Raw genomic sequence first — 15208 nt, forward strand, 5'->3', positions numbered from 1 at the left:
GGCGGGGTGCCATGTCACTTCGCGACCCACCAGCGAGCCCTGAACCCATCAACATCGGCGTCGGGCTCAACACCCCTCCGAGACACAACCGTTGCAAAGTGCGGTCCGCTCGCGGCGTCGCAGGTGACAGGCCGTACGGCCACCACATACACCGACTCGGGCGGCTCCTCCGGCGAGTTCGTTGGGTGAGACACCCTGCTTTACATCTTGACGCCTCACTTCCGGCGCCGCTTAACTCACGTCTTAAATTAAGCCATGCGGACCTTCAGGAGTCGAACGCCGCCGTTCCGGCGTCTCCGAAGGCGCCCTCACGGTTTTCGACTCCCGGGAAGGGACACCAGGGGCCATGCGCACCATCAGAGCCGCGGCCATAGGCGCCGCCACCCTGTCACTCGCACTCGCGGCCACGGCCTGCGGCGGCGGCTCCGCCTCCGGCGGCGGTTCCAACGACTCGCCCAAGACGCTCACTTACTGGGCTTCGAACCAGGGCGCCAGCATCTCGGTGGACGAGAAGGTCCTCCGTCCCGAGCTCGACAAGTTCGAGAAGCAGACGGGAATCAAGGTGAAGCTGGAGGTCGTGCCCTGGTCGGATCTGCTGAACCGGATCCTGACCGCCACCACGTCGGGCCAGGGTCCGGACGTGATGAACATCGGCAACACCTGGAGCGCCTCCCTGCAGGCGACCGGCGCGCTGCTGCCGTGGGACGCGGCCAACTTCTCCAAGATCGGCGGCAAGGACCGGTTCGTCGACTCGGCGCTCGGCTCCACCGGAGTACCGGGCAAGGATCCGGCCGCGGTGCCGCTGTACTCGATGTCGTACGCGCTCTACTACAACAAGCAGGCCTTCGCCGATGCGGGCATCACCAAGCCACCGGCCACCTGGGACGAGTTGGTCGCCGACGGCAAGAAGATCGAGGCCACGGGCAAGAACGGGCTCGGCGCCGAAGGCTCCAACCTGTCGAACAACATCCACCAGGTCTTCGTCCTCGCCAAGCAGCACGGCGCCGAGTTCTTCACCGCGGACGGCAGGCCCAGCTTCACCAGTGACGGTGCGGTCGCGGCGGTCAAGCAGTACGTCGATCTGATGGCCAAGGACAAGGTCGTCAACCAGAGCAACGCCGAGTACGCCCAGAACCAGTCCCTGAGCGACTTCGCCAAGGGCAAGACCGGGATGGTGCTGTGGCAGACCGCATCGGCCACCTTCAAGTCCCTGGGGATGAAGGACTCCGACTGGGGTGTGGCCGCGGCTCCCGTGCAGTCCGGAGCGCCCGGGACCGGAGCGCAGACCAACTCGATGGTCGCCGGCATCAACATGGCGGTCTTCAAGAACACCCACAACCTCGACGGCGCGGCCCAGTTCGTGAAGTTCATGACCAGTGACGAGGAGCAGAAGCTCCTCAACACCACGTACGGGTCCATCCCGCCGGTCAAGTCCGCGCAGTCGGACCCGGCGTTCAACTCCCAGGCGACCGCCGTCCTCAGGCAGACCCTGGCGAGCAGTGCGCAGGCGCTGCCGCAGGTGCCCGACGAGTCGCAGTTCGAGACGGCCGTCGGCACCGCGGTGAAGGACCTGTTCGCCGACGCGGCCGCCGGCCGCGCGGTGACCACCGAGTCGGTGAAGGCCAAGCTGCAAAAGGCCCAGCAGCAGATGCCCGCGAAGTGAGGACCGACACCCTCATGACGACCACGGCCCCTCCCGCAGGCACGCGGTCGGTGCCCGAGCACTCCCCCGGGGAGGCGCGCGGCCCGCGCCGCCCCGGGCGGATCAGGCGCATCGGACTGCCCTACCTGCTCCTGCTCCCGGCCCTGCTCCTCGAACTCCTCGTCCACCTGGTGCCGATGGTCATCGGCGTCGCGATGAGCTTCAAGGAACTCACCCAGTTCTACATCCGCGACTGGGGCACCGCGCCCTGGTCCGGCACCGGCAACTACCGTCTGGCGGTGGACTTCCACGGCGCCGTGGGCGAAGCGCTGCTGCACTCGTTCCTGGTGACCGTGGTCTTCACGCTCCTGTCGGTCAGCCTGTGCTGGCTGATCGGCACCGCTGCCGCGCTCTACCTCCAGGACAACTTCCGCGGCCGGGGCGTGCTGCGGACCATCTTCCTGGTGCCGTACGCGCTGCCCGTCTACGCGGCCGTCATCACCTGGGCGTTCATGTTCCAGCACGACAACGGTCTGGTGAACCACGTCCTGCACGACCAGCTGCACCTCACCGACGAGCCCTCCTTCTGGCTCATCGGCGACAACAGCTTCTACGCCCTGCTGATCGTGTCGGTGTGGAAGGGCTGGCCGTTCGCCTTCCTCATCGTGATGGCCGGCCTCCAGAACATCCCGAAGGAGCTCTACGAGGCCGCCGCACTCGACGGCGCCGGCATGCTGCAGCAGATCCGCCGGATCACCCTGCCCTCGCTGCGCCCGGTCAACCAGGTGCTCGTCCTGGTGCTCTTCCTTTGGACGTTCAACGACTTCAACACGCCGTACGTCCTGTTCGGCAAGTCCGCGCCCGCGGCGGCTGACCTGATCTCCATCCACATCTACCAGTCGTCCTTCGTCACCTGGAACTTCGGCACCGGCTCCGCCATGTCCGTCCTGCTGCTGCTCTTCCTGCTGATCGTGACGGGCGGCTATCTGCTGCTGACCTCCCGAGGAAGGAAGACGCCCGATGTCTAGCACCGCCGAAGCACCCCGGACGTCCCGCCGCCACCCGGCGCCCTCGCCGATGGCGCCGCCGCGCTCCTTCCTGTGGTCGCGGCGCCTCTTCCTCACCCTGCTGACCGGCTTCGTGCTGCTGCCCGTGTACGTCATGGTGTCCAGCTCGCTCAAGCCGCTCCAGGACGTCTCCGGGAAGTTCCGCTGGCTGCCCAGCGGTCTGACGATCCGCCCGTACATCGACATCTGGTCGACGGTCCCGCTGGCGCGGTACTTCGTGAACTCGCTGATCGTGGCGGGCACCGCGACGGTCTGCTCGGTCGTGATCGCGGTGTTCGCGGCGTACGCGGTCAGCCGGTACTCCTTCCGCGGCAAGCGCGTCTTCACGGTCACCGTGCTGTCCACGCAGATGTTCCCGGGCATCCTGTTCCTGCTGCCGCTGTTCCTGATCTACGTCAACATCGGCAACGCCACCGGCGTCGCCCTGTTCGGCTCGCGCGGCGGGCTGATCCTGACGTACCTCACGTTCTCGCTGCCGTTCTCCATCTGGATGCTGATCGGGTACTTCGACTCGGTACCGCGCGACCTGGACGAGGCGGCCCTGGTGGACGGCTGCGGCCCGCTCGGCGCGCTGTTCCGCGTCGTGGTGCCGGCCGCGATGCCGGGCATCGTCGCGGTCGCGGTCTACGCCTTCATGACGGCGTGGGGCGAGGTGCTCTTCGCCTCCGTCATGACCAACGACAACACCCGCACCCTCGCCGTGGGACTCCAGGGCTACTCCACGCTCAACGACGTGTACTGGAACCAGATCATGGCCGCCTCCCTCGTCGTGAGCGTCCCCGTGGTCGCCGGGTTCCTGCTGCTCCAGCGCTATCTCGTCGCCGGGCTGACGGCGGGCGCCGTCAAGTGACCAACTCCCGCATTCCGAAAGGGACTCACGTGTCCGCACCGATCGACTTCGCCGCCCTTCCGCACGACTTCCTGTGGGGCACGGCCACCTCGGCGTACCAGATCGAGGGTGCCGTAGCCGAAGACGGCCGCTCGCCGTCCATCTGGGACACCTTCTCGCACAGCCCCGGCAAGATCGACAACGACGACCACGGGGACATCGCCTGCGACCACTACCACCGCTGGCCCCAGGACGTGGCCCTGATGAGGCAACTGGGCGTCGACGCCTACCGGTTGTCGATCGCCTGGCCGCGCGTGATGCCGGGCGGCGACGGTCCGGTCAACGCCCGGGGCCTCGACTTCTACGACCGGCTCATCGACGGGCTCCTCGCCGCGGGGATCACGCCCTCCGTCACCCTCTACCACTGGGACCTCCCGCAGGTCCTCCAGGACCGGGGCGGCTGGCCCGAGCGCGAGACCGCCGAGCACTTCGCCGCGTACGCCTCGGTCGTCGCCGAGCGCCTGGGCGACCGGGTGTCGCACTGGGCCACCCTCAACGAGCCCCTGTGCTCGGCCTGGATCGGCCATCTGGAAGGCAGGATGGCCCCCGGCCTCACCGATCTCACCGCGGCGGTCCGCGCCTCCTACCACCTGCTCCTCGGCCACGGCTTGGCCACCCAGGCGATCCGCGCCGCGGCACCGGGCGCCGAGATCGGCATCGTCAACAACCTCTCCCCCGTGCACCCGGCCACCGACCGCACCGAGGACCTGGCCGCCGCCCGGCGCGTGGACGGTCACGTCAACCGATGGTGGCTCGACCCCGTCCACGGCCGCGGCTTCCCGGCCGATATGCGCGAGGTGTACGGCGTCGAACTCCCCGAGCGTCCGGGCGACCTGGAAACCATCGCGGCCCCACTCGACTGGCTGGGCCTCAACTACTACTTCCCGGCGTACGTCGCCGACGACCCCAACGGCCCTGTCCCGTACGGCACTTCGATCCGCCGGGACGATGTTCCGCGTACCGGGATGGACTGGGAGATCGAGGCGGACGGCATCGAGTCCCTGCTGCTTCGGCTGACCGAGGACTACGGCGCCCGGAAGATCTACGTCACGGAGAACGGCTCGTCCTTCCCCGACGTGGTCCGCCCCGACGGCACCATCGACGACCGGGAGCGGGTGGACTACCTGGAGCGCCATCTGTCCGCCTGCACGTCGGCGGCCCGCAAGGGCGCCCCGCTCGCCGGGTACTTCGCCTGGTCGCTCCTGGACAACTTCGAGTGGGCCTACGGCTACGACAAGCGCTTCGGCCTCGTCCATGTCGACTACGCGACCCAGACCCGCACGGTCAAGGCCAGCGGGCACCGGTACGCGGACATCGTCCGGGCCCACCGCACCATCCACGCCGGCTGATCTCCACCCCGCCCCGAATCGGTGGGCCCTCGCACTCGCGGCCCAGCGCACGCCGTGCGCCGAATGCCGAATGCCGTTCGGCGTTCGGCGTTCGGTGTTCGGCGTCACGAGTCCACGAAGGCAGTGCCAGCCGAACAGCTTGTGAAGGGCATGTGAAACACTGCGGGGAGCATGCGGCACATCTTGTTGGTGGTGCCGCTGTTGAACCTGCAACAGGGGGGAATTCAATGACGTACTTCAAGAACCGCCGCGTCCTGAACGGGATCGCGGCCACGGCACTCGGTCTGGCGATTGCGGGCACCGCCGCCGTGGGCTCCGCCTCGGCCGACGCGAACCCGATCGGTGCGGCCACCAAGCGCGCCGAGGCCGTACAGAAGTCGCACAAGGTCACGCCGCCGACGTTCGCAGCGCCGCGCGCCGCCGCCGGGCAGGGTGTCGTGAACACCCCGGCGTTCGACCTGACCGCGATCGACCAGCGGGGCAGCATCTACCTCTACCGCCAGAACCACGCGGGCGGGCTGGAGTCGGGCGTCAAGCTCATCGACGCCAGCGAGATCGACTACACCCCCGAGGTCCAGAGCCAGGCCGTCGACAACAACAGGGACGGCGTGGAGGACGGCTTCTACAGCTGGTGGGACGGGCAGCTGAACTTCACGTCCACCGCCTCGGACATCAACACCATCACCGTTGGCGGCGGCTGGGACATCTACGACAAGGTCCTCTCGCCCGGCGACCTCGGTGGCGCCGCGGAGTCGGACATCATCGGCATCGACAAGGCCGGTGTGCTGTGGACGTACCTCGCGTACGCCGACGGCCGGGTGACCCCGCGCACCAAGATCGGCTCGGGCTGGGACGCGTACACCCAGATCGCCGGCCAGGGTGACCTGACCGGGGACGGCCGGGCCGACATCGTCGCCCGCGACAAGTCCGGCGTGCTGTGGCTGTACAAGGGCACCGGCAACTACAAGGCGCCGTTCGCCCCGCGCATCAAGATCGGCGCGGGCTGGAACGCATACGACAAGCTGCTGTCGCTCGGCGACATGAACAGCGACGGCAAGGCCGACCTGCTGGCCCGCGCCGCCAACGGCGACCTCTACTTCTACCGGGGCACCGGCAACGCCGCCGCCCCGTACGCCCCGGCCGTCAAGATCGGCTTCGGGTACAACATGTTCCGCATGATGGGTTCCTGACCTTCCATCAGGTCATTGCGCCATGCGCCCCGGTCGTCTGCGGACGGCCGGGGCGTTTCCCGTGCCGAAGGCGCCAGGGGTGCCCTACGACCCCCTCGGCACGGGCACGACGTTTGCCGGCCGCGTTGCAGCGCACGGTCCAGGTGCCGGGGATGCGAGACGCTGGACGCCGATCGGCATGCGCGCCCGCGTCGGACGGCCCCCTCGGCCGCGCCTTCGTCACCGCTTCAGAAGGACCACCGTGTGTGCGTGAAAGCTCCGTCGTCCCGGCCGAAGCCGTACGCCGTTTCCGGGGCAACCGCGAAAACCAGCACGTCGCCCTTGCGGAAGGCGTCCCCGATGCCGTGGAAGGTGCCTTCGGGCGCGGTGATGTGGGCTCCGTACTTGGTCTCGTACGCCGCGATCACCTGCTCGACGACCGCCGGGTCGCGGACGGCTCGGGCCCTGCCCTCGACGATCAGGTCGAGACCTTCGGTGAGTGAGTTTCCCCCGGTGGTGAGGGCGCAGTGGTCGTCATGGGCGAGGTTCTTCGCCTTCTGCTCGTCCGGACCGGTGGAGAAGTACAGCACGCCGTCATGCCAGGCGGCGATGACCGGCGTGACGTGCAGCCGCCCGTCGGGCCGCACCGTGGAGACCCAGAAGATCTCGGCCTGTGTCAGCTGCCGCTGCGCCTCGGCCCACTCGGTGGCGTCGGCCCCCGCGGCGCCGGGCCTCGGGTTGAGCGCGGAGCTGTAGCGGGCGTCGAGCTCGGTGGTGGGCTGCTGGGCGGATCCGTGTGTCGGCATGGCGGATCTCCTTTCGTTCTCCTCCATAACGACTCCCGGGGCGGGTGGAAATCATCGGCCGGCCGTTCTGCTGCCCCGGGGCGAGCGGAGCCGCACGGCGAGCGGGCGGGTGCGGGGCTGCTCCGGCCCCGCGCCCGCCCGCCCTCGCGATCCGCCAGGTCCGAGACCCGGACGTCGCGCTTACGGCCTGACTGCTACTTCCAGGTGTCGTTCAAGGTCTCCGAGCCGGACGCGGACGCCGTATGGACACGGTTGGCTCCGGACTCCCAAGTGACGTTCCCCGAGGCGTCCTTGACGATGTACTTGTACTCGAACCGGGTGTTCGCCGGGGTGTTCACCGTGGCCGACCACACGGGGTAGGAGGCCGAGGACAGGGCCACGGCGGCGTTCGGGTCCCAGTTGCCGAGGGCCGGGAGCGAGCCGACCACGTACACGTTCTGACCCCACACCGTCGTCTTCGTCTCGTGGAAGGTCTCGCTCACGGTCCCGGACGTCGTCGGTGTCGGCGTGGGCGACGACGTCGGGCAGGTGCCGTTGCACGCGGCGCCGGCCGCGTACAGCGCCACCGAGTCACCCGCGCCGACCGTGACCGTGGCCTGGCCCGAGGAGCTGACGGTGACCGCCGGACCCGTGCAGCTGCCGCCCGTGGCGGGGTTGCCATGGATGACATCGCAGTACGTCCCCGCCGCGAGGCCGGTGGTGAAGGTCTGGGTGACCGCGCTCGCGCCATTGTTGATGGCGACCCATGCCGCGTTGCCCCGGCTGAAGGCGATGGCGTTGGCGCCGTTGTCCCACCAGTTGGCCACGCTCTGTCCCTTGGCGGCGTTGTGCCATCCCACCATGTTGGCGATGCCCTGGGTGCGGTCCGCACAGTTCCAGGCGCCGGCGGAGCAGTCGGTGTCGCCGACGTAGCCGTTCGCGTCTGCGGGCGGCGAGTCGTCGCTGCTGTTGAACCGGAACCCCGAGTAGACCTGCGGGGTGCCGTAGCCCCAGGCGAGTTCGAAGATGTGGGCCAGGGTGTACTTGGAGCCGTCCTTGTAGGTGAGCGTGCTGTTGTCGCGCTCCAGGTCGTGGTTGGTCACCATGACCGCGGATTTGTCGCTCGGCTCGAACCCCCAACCCTGCCCGAACGTCTTCAAGTTGGCGATGCTGCCGTTGAACTGGTCCTTGAGCTTGTGGGCGTAGGTGAATTCCAGGACGCTTCCGTTGCCCTCGAAGGCGCTGGGCGCGAGCTGTCCGCTGCCGCCGGGTATGACCTCCTGGTACACGTACGGCCGGCCGCCCCAGCGGGTGTCGCCGACCTTCGCGAGGATCGCGGCCATGTCCGCCTGCGCGATGTGCTTGGCCGCGTCCACCCGGAAGCCGTCGACTCCGTATCCGACCAGCTTGTTGAGGTACCCGGCGATCTTCGAGCGGACGTCGTCCTTCTCGGTGTACAGGTCCGAGAGCGAGACCAGCTGGCACTCCTGGACCTGCTGGGCACTGTTCCAGTCGTTGATGACGTTTCCGGCGTTGGGGCAGTTCGCGGGGTAGTCGTGGAAGCTGGAGCGGTCGTAGCCGATGCTGCCGTAGGTATAGGTCCCGGGGTTGAAGCTCGCGCCGCCGTAGGAGTCGGTGCTGGTCTGGTTGGCACCCGCGGTGTGGTTGATGACCGCGTCCGCGTACACCTTCACGCCCGCGTTGTGGCAGGCCGTCACCATGGCGGCGAACTGCGCTTCCGAGCCCATCCGGCTGTTCAGGTCGTAGCCCACCGGCTGGTAGACGTCCCACCAGGGGTGGGTGCCGTCGGACAGCCGGATCGAGTCTCCGGGCGGGGCCACCTGGACCGCCCCGTAGCCCTTGGGGCCGAGGACGGTCGTGCACTCCTGGCCGACCGACTTCCAGTTCCATTCGAAGAGGTTGGCGATCACGTCGCCGCCGTTGGCGGTGGCGGCGTGCGCGGTGCCCTGGAAAGCGACGGGCAGGACCGCCCCGGCGAGCAGTGCTCCGGCTGCGAGCAGGCCGGCCGAGGCCCGGCGGCGCCCGATCTGCAACGGGGCTGTGGTCGCTCGGCGGCTCGGTGGTGCGGTCATGGCGGCTCCCTGGGCAGGTGGGGGCAGCGCCGATCCGCGCCTCGGGGCGGCCATGGGGAGGTGGCCGCCCGGCGCGGTCGTGCTGCGGGGAGGTGACCCGCGGTGTCGGCCGACACCGCGGCTCGCGCAACCCGTCCGCCGCCCACGGCACCACCCGCACACCGAATCCGTCCCGGGACCGGCGCGCGGGCGTCCCGTGCCGAAAGCCGTTCGGACACAGCGGCGTTCGGCACTCGGCCCGCGGGGCGGTCGGGCTCGGTTGCGCGAGGATGACGATCCCGCCGTGCCCGGCGCCCCGTCAAGAGGTGACGCAAAATCATTCAGAAACTTGCAGCAAGTTCTTAAGGCGGTGTCACCGGCACCGGTCCAACCGCCTCCCTGCCCCGCAAGACCCCTCAAGTGCCAGCTCAAGCGATACGGGTGTGGACCGTCGCGGTGTTGTTGGACGTGGTTTTCTCGGCGGACGTAGTGGTCACCTTGGTGATGAGCTGGACGGTGCCACCGCCATGCGAGGGTCCGCGGCCCGCGATCTGGAGGCGTACGGTCTCGCCGGGCTTGAGCGCGTCGACGGTGACCAGGACGCGGCCCTCGCCGTTCAGCCGAGCGTGGGCGTCGCCCTGGACGATGCGGTGGGCGCGGTGCTCGATGCCGTTGGGCATGGTGGTGACCGAGCGCACCGCGTGAGCCGTCGACCTGCCGGTGTTGGTGATCGACACCGTCCACAGCTGCTCCGCATTGTGGTCGATGTGCGCGGGACCGGAGGCGCTGACGGCGACGTCGGCCCGGTTCTGAGTTGGAACGCGCGGGGTCCAGGCGTCGCCGTAGTCCTTGTCGTACGTCTTCGTCCAGTTGTCGCCGTACTTGCCGGTGTGGCCGTTGACCCACCCGTCGCCGTAGTCCGGGCCGTAAGCGGCGGAGGCCGGGCCGGCCACGGCCAGGGACACGCCCGCTACGGCGGTGGTGACGATCGCGGCGGCGGCTGCGCGGCGGCGCAGGGTGCGAGTCGACCGGGAGAACATCAAGGGACAACCTCTCGAAAGGGGAGAACGGTAAGAGGCGGCGCCCACGGTGCGGGGCGCCACGTATCAAGCCTGTCCAAGCAGACGGCCGCCCCTCTGCGCCACACGTCCTCGATCAGGAGGTCCTTGGCCCCGGCGCGCCCGAGGGACGCATCGGCCGAAAGCACGACGGCCGAGCCGTCGGGCATCGGCCGAGAATCCGGGCACGGCTAGCGAGCGATCCCCGGCGTCATGCCGTCTGCCGTGGCGTCGCGTGAAGCGCATCGCCGATGCCTTCCACACCCTGCGGGCACGCTGCCTGACGATGTGTCACCTGGGGTGAGACCTGGCAGAGCAGATAGAGCAGGGCCAGGCTGACGAGCCAGTCGGTCACCCCGGAGAACTGGTTGATCGTGAACTTGAAGACCTGACCGACGAGCAGATCCACCAGGAGTGCGGCACGCAGCGTCCGCAGGGCCGCTTCCCCGTCGCGGAGCAACTGGGCCGTGCCGCGCAGGGAGAGCACCAGGGATGCCAGGGAGCAGGCGAGTGCTCCGGCGATGGCGGTCCACTGGGTCTCGCCATCGAGGCCGCCCGTGAGGCCTTCGACGGCCACGGCAACCAGCAGGAGGGCCGCCTGAAGCGTCGTGCCCCAGGCCACGAGGTGAACCAGCCTTTTTTTCGCCACCAGTTGGGCCACGCGCGCCGATGCCCACACGCGGACCCGCTCCAGCACCTCGTGGTGCGGGGCGGGCTCACGGGCCGGGCGTTCGGGCACCGCTTCGATCAGGGCCGCCAGCGCCACGTCCACGGCCGTCGGCGATGCGTCGGTGCCCCGCAGGCGGCGCAGCGCCTCGCACCGCTCCCGCGCGGTGAGACCACAGCGGAGTCCCTGCAGAGCGATGTCGACGGCGCAGGCCGCGCGGAACGCCTCGGGCGCCTCCTGCCGGTCCGAACGCGCACGCCGCGCCACCCACCAGGCGAGGCCCGTCAACGCCACGAACGACAGATAGATGAGTCCGGGCGCCGGTCGGTAGAAGTAGCCGTCGGTGGCGACCAGTTTGCCCACCTCGTCGATGAAGAGGCCGAAGCCGACACCTCCGGTCAGGGCACCACGGCGACGGGAGGCGACCCCGGTGAAGATCAGCATCAACAGGAGCCCCACCAGCATGAGCAGCCCGCCCCAGAGCATGTGCGAGATGTGCAGGCCGCCGTTGCCCGCCCCGCCCCCGAGCTTGGGGTAGTCGGTCAACGCGAGGAAGGCGCGGGTCACCAGGACGGTGACGACGCCGACGAGGACGAACAGCCGAAGGTGCGCCGCGGCGCTCTCGGTCCGCGGGAACCCGTTGTTCGGAGGCGTACGGAACATGCTCCGAGCGTCGCCCACGCGCCGGGCCCGAGCCATGGGGCCAGCCCCCGTCCCGCCCACGTGCTGACCCCCGTTCGCACCGGTGCGGACAGGCCCCCGTCGGGGCGGGTGCGGCCAAGTACCCGTCGGGCCGGTGCGGACAGGCACCCACCCGGCCGGTGCGGCCGGCTGCCCGCCGGTGGCGTCCGGGCCGGTACGGGAGGCCCGCGTGGCACCGCGCCGCGCGCGCGGGGGCGTGCACGCCGTGATCGCTGATGGTGTGTCATGTTCCGCGTTTCGTCACGTGTAGTCGTTCTCCGCGCGGTCCACAATGCTCCGGGTCCAGAGTGTGGGTGTCCGGCCGAACCAGCGTCGGACTTCACACCGTTCGGCATCCCCGGGCTCCTGCCCGGGCTGCCGTGAACTGGGAGTTCACATGTCTCCTCGCACCATCACCCGCGTCGCCGCACTCGCCCTGGCCGCCTCCGCCCTCGCCGCGGCAGCTGCCGTTCCCGCCTCCGCCACCGTGCACCCGGCGGCACCGCGCTCCCCGATCGTTCTCGGGGCGATCCAGTACGACAGCCCCGGACGCGACGACCACTCCCAGAAGAGCCTCAACGCCGAGTGGGTCACGGTCACCAACACGGGCCGCGGCACGGTGAACCTCAAGGACTGGACGCTCACCGACCGCGCCCACCAGACCTACACCTTCCACAACCTGCGCCTGGCCGGACACCAGTCGGTTCGCGTCCACACCGGCAAGGGCCGCGACACCGGTCGCGACGTCTACCAGAACCGCCGCGACTACGCGTGGGACAACAGCCGGGACACCGCGACCCTGCGCGACAACCACAAGCACACCATCGCCACCAAGTCCTGGGGCCGCCGCTGAGCACCACTGCCACCATTCGGTGCCGCCGCCACGGCACCGGAGGTGAGAAGGCCGGCACCTCTGTGAGGTGCCGGCCTTCGGTCGGTGGGTGCTGCCGCCCCCGCCGTACGGCCAAGGGGAGTCCGGGCTCCGGCGCCACCAGCCACCACGGAACGCGGGGTGTCGATCACGACAGGCACGAACCGCAGGGTGCCTGTCTCTACGGAGCGGGTTCGGCTACTTCCGGTTCGACGCATCGGATACGTCGGCCGGGGCGTACAGCAGGTCCATCACGCCCGTGGTGAACGTCTGGGCCTGCACGAGCTTCAGGGGGAAGGGGCCCGCGCCCTCCTCGAAGAGACGCAGGCCACGGCCCAGGACGATCGGGTGCACCAAGAGGCGCAGCTCGTCGAGCAGGCCGGCGGCCAAGAGCCCGCGGACTACGGACACCGAGCCGGTGACGGCGATGTTCTTCTCGCTGTCCTCCGCCTTCAGCGCCTTGACGCCCGCCACGAAGTCGCCCTGGAGCTGTTCGGAGTTGCGCCAGGTGAAGTCGAGCGCGCGACGCGACACGACGACCTTGCGCCCGTCGCCGAAGTCCTTCGCCATGCCCGCGTCCTCGCCGCCCGCGTCTTCGCGCGCGGGCCAGGCCTCGGCGAAGCCCTCGTAGGTGATGCGGCCGAACAGGAACGTGTCGGCGTTCTGTACGTCGCCCATCACAGCGGCGGCCATCTCGTCGTTGAAGTACGGGAAGTGCCAGGTGTGGGGATCGGCCACGACACCGTCGAGGGAGATGAAAAGGCCTGCTGTGATCTTGCGCATGTCGGGGGCTCCTTGGCTGCGGGACGCGGTGGGTTCCGTCGCGGATATGACGGAGGGGAGCCGCAGAACTCATCGGCCCCCGGCACCAGAATCCCCCGACCGCCCGGTCGAAGATCATCACCCCGCCCACATCACGCTGGTGGAGTACTGGGGGCCGGCTCGCGCGCTTACTCGGCCGGCTCGTCGAGGAACCGGCGCAGCACGGCGGCCTCCTCGTGCAGCAGGGCCGCCCGGTCGGCATGCGCCGGTGAGCTCAACTCTGCTGCGGCAGCGAGCCGTTCGGCGATCTCGGCGCGCACGATGTCCGCCATGCCACCCTCGCTCAGCTCACGTCGTACCGCCTCGGTGGCTCCGGCGCCGACCGGTGACTCCTCGATCGAGAGACCACGCGGCTCGGCCGCGCCGACCGGCACGGCCTGCGCATTGTCCAGTGCGGCGAGTGCGGCTCGCAGGGCACGCACCGCGACCTTGTCTCGGGCGCGCATGGCTGCGGGCAGGGCTTGGCGCATACGGACGTGCAGTGACATGTCCTTGACCCTATGGCCCGCCCCGTGGGGCCGCAACGAGATACCGCCCCACAGCCCCGGCCGCCCCGATCCGCCGACCGGCGCGGGCCCGCCCGGGCGGCCCCGGGATGAGGAGTGTCGCCAGGCGGGGCCGGTCGTTGGGCAGCGCATGCCTCTGACGCGCACCGCCTTCACCTCGGTGGCCATCGCCGCCCTCACCTCCCTCGCGCTCGCCGGAGCCGCGGACGCCCACCCCGCCGCGCCGAATGACGACGACAACTGCGCCGGGACCGGTGTGCATGTGGGTCTGTGCCAGGTGCTGGCCGAGCAGCATGTGCTGAGCGGCAACAACCCGCAGGTGGGAAGTCGCCCCTGACACACCGTCACCATAGGACGAGTCGGCCGGTCGCTCCGGTGGTTCCGGTCGCGGCCGGCTCCGCCACCTCCCGGTGCGGAGCGGCTTCGTCGGTAGGGTGCGTCCCATGTCGGACACTCCGCCTCGCCCCGAGCCGTTCATCCCGCAGACCGCCCCCGCGGCGCTCGACGACCTCCGTACGCGGCTGCGTGCGACGAGGTGGCCCGATGCACCGCAGGACGCGGGGTGGGCGCTCGGGACCGATCTCGACTACCTCCGCGAACTCGTCGCCTACTGGGCCGACGGGTTCGACTGGTCCGCGCAGGAGGCGGCGCTCGCGCGGCTCCCCCGCTTCCGCGTCCCGCTCGGCGGCCTCGGGATCCACTTCGTGCACGCCCGGGCGGTGGCCCCGGCCGGCCCCGTTCTGCCCCTGGTCCTCAGCCACGGCTGGCCGGACTCGTTCTGGCGGTATTCGAAGGTCGTCCCGCTCCTCACCGATCCCGCCGCACACGGCGGCGATCCCGCCGACGCGTTCGACGTGGTGGTGCCCGACATGCCGGGCTACGGGTACTCGGACTCCCCCGTCGGGGCGCCCCTGGACTCCATCGCCGTCGCCGGACTGTGGGCCGAGCTCATGGGCGTGCTCGGCTACGAGCGGTTCGGGGCATCGGGGGGCGACGTGGGCAGTCACGTCAGCCGCTACCTCGCGCTCGACCACCCCGACCGGGTCGTGGCGGTGCACCGCACCGACGCGGGCGTGCCGGTCTTCCTCGGCGATCGGGCGGACCTCGCGCCGCCGGAGCGCGACTGGCTGGACAGCGTCGCCGCCTGGGGCGCGAGCGAGGGCGCGTACGCCGCCATGCACCGTACGAAGCCGCAGACGGCCGCCTTCGGTCTGACCGACTCCCCGGCCGGGCTCGCCGCGTGGATCGTCGAGAAGCTCCGGTCGTGGAGCGGCTGCGGGGGTGACATCGAGCGGACCTTCACGAAGGACGAGATCCTCACGAACATCACGCTCTACTGGCTGACGGGGACCATCGGCTCCTCGATGCGCATGTACAGCGCCAACGCGGCCATCGCGCCCGCCCAGTTGACCCGGCGGGTCGAGGTGCCGTCGGGGTTCTCGATCTTCCAGGGCGACGTGGTCCGGCCGCCCCGGGCATGGCTGGAGCGCACGGCGAACGTCACCTACGCGACGGAGCCGGAACGCGGCGGCCACTTCGCCCCGTTCGAGGAACCCGAGCTGTACGCGGAGGAACTGCGCGCGTTCTTCCGTCCCTACCGCTGACGAGGTGCCGATGGCACATGAGGGCG

14 protein-coding genes are annotated in these 15208 nt (G+C 69.8%); 8 read left to right on the forward strand and 6 right to left on the reverse strand.

Features of this window, described 5'->3' with window-relative positions:
* The first annotated feature begins 346 nt into the window (after nt 1-346).
* The 5 genes from IE267_RS10070 to IE267_RS10090 all read left to right on the forward strand — a co-directional run bounded on the left by IE267_RS10070 (nt 347) and on the right by IE267_RS10090 (nt 6137).
* Complete coding sequence (locus tag IE267_RS10070) at nt 347-1663, forward strand: ABC transporter substrate-binding protein (RefSeq protein ID WP_167160659.1); 1317 nt, start codon at nt 347-349, stop codon at nt 1661-1663.
* Nucleotides 1664-1677: 14 nt separating this feature from the next.
* Complete coding sequence (locus IE267_RS10075) at nt 1678-2670, forward strand: carbohydrate ABC transporter permease (RefSeq protein WP_189762885.1); 993 nt, start codon at nt 1678-1680, stop codon at nt 2668-2670.
* A 49-nt stretch (nt 2671-2719) separates the two neighbouring features.
* Nucleotides 2720-3559, forward strand: a complete 840-nt coding sequence (locus IE267_RS10080; RefSeq protein ID WP_161244303.1) for a carbohydrate ABC transporter permease — start codon at nt 2720-2722, stop codon at nt 3557-3559.
* A gap of 29 nt (nt 3560-3588) precedes the next feature.
* A complete protein-coding gene (locus IE267_RS10085) occupies nt 3589-4947 on the forward strand; it encodes a GH1 family beta-glucosidase (protein WP_189762886.1) in 1359 nt (452 codons plus the stop codon).
* 227 nt (nt 4948-5174) lie between these two features.
* Nucleotides 5175-6137 (forward strand): FG-GAP repeat domain-containing protein, encoded by a 963-nt coding sequence (locus tag IE267_RS10090; protein WP_189762887.1) that lies wholly within the window; start codon nt 5175-5177, stop codon nt 6135-6137.
* A gap of 227 nt (nt 6138-6364) precedes the next feature.
* Here the strand turns inward: IE267_RS10090 and IE267_RS10095 are convergent, their stop codons facing one another.
* The 4 genes from IE267_RS10095 to IE267_RS10110 all read right to left on the reverse strand — a co-directional run bounded on the left by IE267_RS10095 (nt 6365) and on the right by IE267_RS10110 (nt 11361).
* Nucleotides 6365-6922, reverse strand: a complete 558-nt coding sequence (locus tag IE267_RS10095) for a pyridoxamine 5'-phosphate oxidase family protein (RefSeq protein ID WP_167160651.1) — start codon at nt 6920-6922, stop codon at nt 6365-6367.
* 194 nt (nt 6923-7116) lie between these two features.
* On the reverse strand, nt 7117-8994 hold the full coding sequence (locus tag IE267_RS10100) for a carbohydrate-binding module family 20 domain-containing protein (RefSeq protein WP_189762888.1): 1878 nt from the start codon (nt 8992-8994) through the stop codon (nt 7117-7119).
* A 407-nt stretch (nt 8995-9401) separates the two neighbouring features.
* Entirely contained in the window at nt 9402-10013 is a 612-nt protein-coding gene (locus tag IE267_RS10105; protein ID WP_189762889.1) for a DUF11 domain-containing protein, read from the reverse strand.
* Nucleotides 10014-10242: 229 nt separating this feature from the next.
* Nucleotides 10243-11361 (reverse strand): hypothetical protein, encoded by a 1119-nt coding sequence (locus IE267_RS10110; RefSeq protein WP_189762890.1) that lies wholly within the window; start codon nt 11359-11361, stop codon nt 10243-10245.
* 415 nt (nt 11362-11776) lie between these two features.
* Here IE267_RS10110 and IE267_RS10115 point away from each other — a divergent pair, with 415 nt between their 5' ends.
* On the forward strand, nt 11777-12232 hold the full coding sequence (locus tag IE267_RS10115) for a lamin tail domain-containing protein (RefSeq protein WP_167160642.1): 456 nt from the start codon (nt 11777-11779) through the stop codon (nt 12230-12232).
* A gap of 216 nt (nt 12233-12448) precedes the next feature.
* Here the strand turns inward: IE267_RS10115 and IE267_RS10120 are convergent, their stop codons facing one another.
* Both IE267_RS10120 and IE267_RS10125 read right to left on the reverse strand, forming a co-directional pair.
* Entirely contained in the window at nt 12449-13033 is a 585-nt protein-coding gene (locus tag IE267_RS10120; RefSeq protein WP_189762891.1) for a dihydrofolate reductase family protein, read from the reverse strand.
* Nucleotides 13034-13200: 167 nt separating this feature from the next.
* On the reverse strand, nt 13201-13518 hold the full coding sequence (locus IE267_RS10125) for a hypothetical protein (protein WP_189763026.1): 318 nt from the start codon (nt 13516-13518) through the stop codon (nt 13201-13203).
* 190 nt (nt 13519-13708) lie between these two features.
* Here IE267_RS10125 and IE267_RS10130 point away from each other — a divergent pair, with 190 nt between their 5' ends.
* Nucleotides 13709-13915, forward strand: a complete 207-nt coding sequence (locus IE267_RS10130) for a hypothetical protein (RefSeq protein ID WP_189762892.1) — start codon at nt 13709-13711, stop codon at nt 13913-13915.
* Nucleotides 13916-14021: 106 nt separating this feature from the next.
* On the forward strand, nt 14022-15182 hold the full coding sequence (locus IE267_RS10135) for an epoxide hydrolase family protein (RefSeq protein WP_167160636.1): 1161 nt from the start codon (nt 14022-14024) through the stop codon (nt 15180-15182).
* Nucleotides 15183-15208 lie beyond the last annotated feature (26 nt).

It is taken from the genome of Streptomyces xanthochromogenes (assembly GCF_014650455.1).
Classification (GTDB): Bacteria; Actinomycetota; Actinomycetes; order Streptomycetales; family Streptomycetaceae; genus Streptomyces; species Streptomyces xanthochromogenes.

Coding starts and splice junctions, on each gene's coding strand:
- IE267_RS10095 (WP_167160651.1), bottom strand. CDS start 6,922: ATGCCGACACACGGATCCGCCCAGCAGCCCACCACCGAGCTCGACGCC.
- IE267_RS10125 (WP_189763026.1), bottom strand. CDS start 13,518: ATGCGCGCCCGAGACAAGGTCGCGGTGCGTGCCCTGCGAGCCGCACTC.
- IE267_RS10100 (WP_189762888.1), bottom strand. CDS start 8,994: ATGACCGCACCACCGAGCCGCCGAGCGACCACAGCCCCGTTGCAGATC.
- IE267_RS10120 (WP_189762891.1), bottom strand. CDS start 13,033: ATGCGCAAGATCACAGCAGGCCTTTTCATCTCCCTCGACGGTGTCGTG.
- IE267_RS10105 (WP_189762889.1), bottom strand. CDS start 10,013: ATGTTCTCCCGGTCGACTCGCACCCTGCGCCGCCGCGCAGCCGCCGCC.
- IE267_RS10130 (WP_189762892.1), top strand. CDS start 13,709: ATGCCTCTGACGCGCACCGCCTTCACCTCGGTGGCCATCGCCGCCCTC.
- IE267_RS10090 (WP_189762887.1), top strand. CDS start 5,175: ATGACGTACTTCAAGAACCGCCGCGTCCTGAACGGGATCGCGGCCACG.
- IE267_RS10075 (WP_189762885.1), top strand. CDS start 1,678: ATGACGACCACGGCCCCTCCCGCAGGCACGCGGTCGGTGCCCGAGCAC.
- IE267_RS10110 (WP_189762890.1), bottom strand. CDS start 11,361: ATGTTCCGTACGCCTCCGAACAACGGGTTCCCGCGGACCGAGAGCGCC.
- IE267_RS10080 (WP_161244303.1), top strand. CDS start 2,720: ATGGCGCCGCCGCGCTCCTTCCTGTGGTCGCGGCGCCTCTTCCTCACC.
- IE267_RS10070 (WP_167160659.1), top strand. CDS start 347: ATGCGCACCATCAGAGCCGCGGCCATAGGCGCCGCCACCCTGTCACTC.
- IE267_RS10115 (WP_167160642.1), top strand. CDS start 11,777: ATGTCTCCTCGCACCATCACCCGCGTCGCCGCACTCGCCCTGGCCGCC.
- IE267_RS10135 (WP_167160636.1), top strand. CDS start 14,022: ATGTCGGACACTCCGCCTCGCCCCGAGCCGTTCATCCCGCAGACCGCC.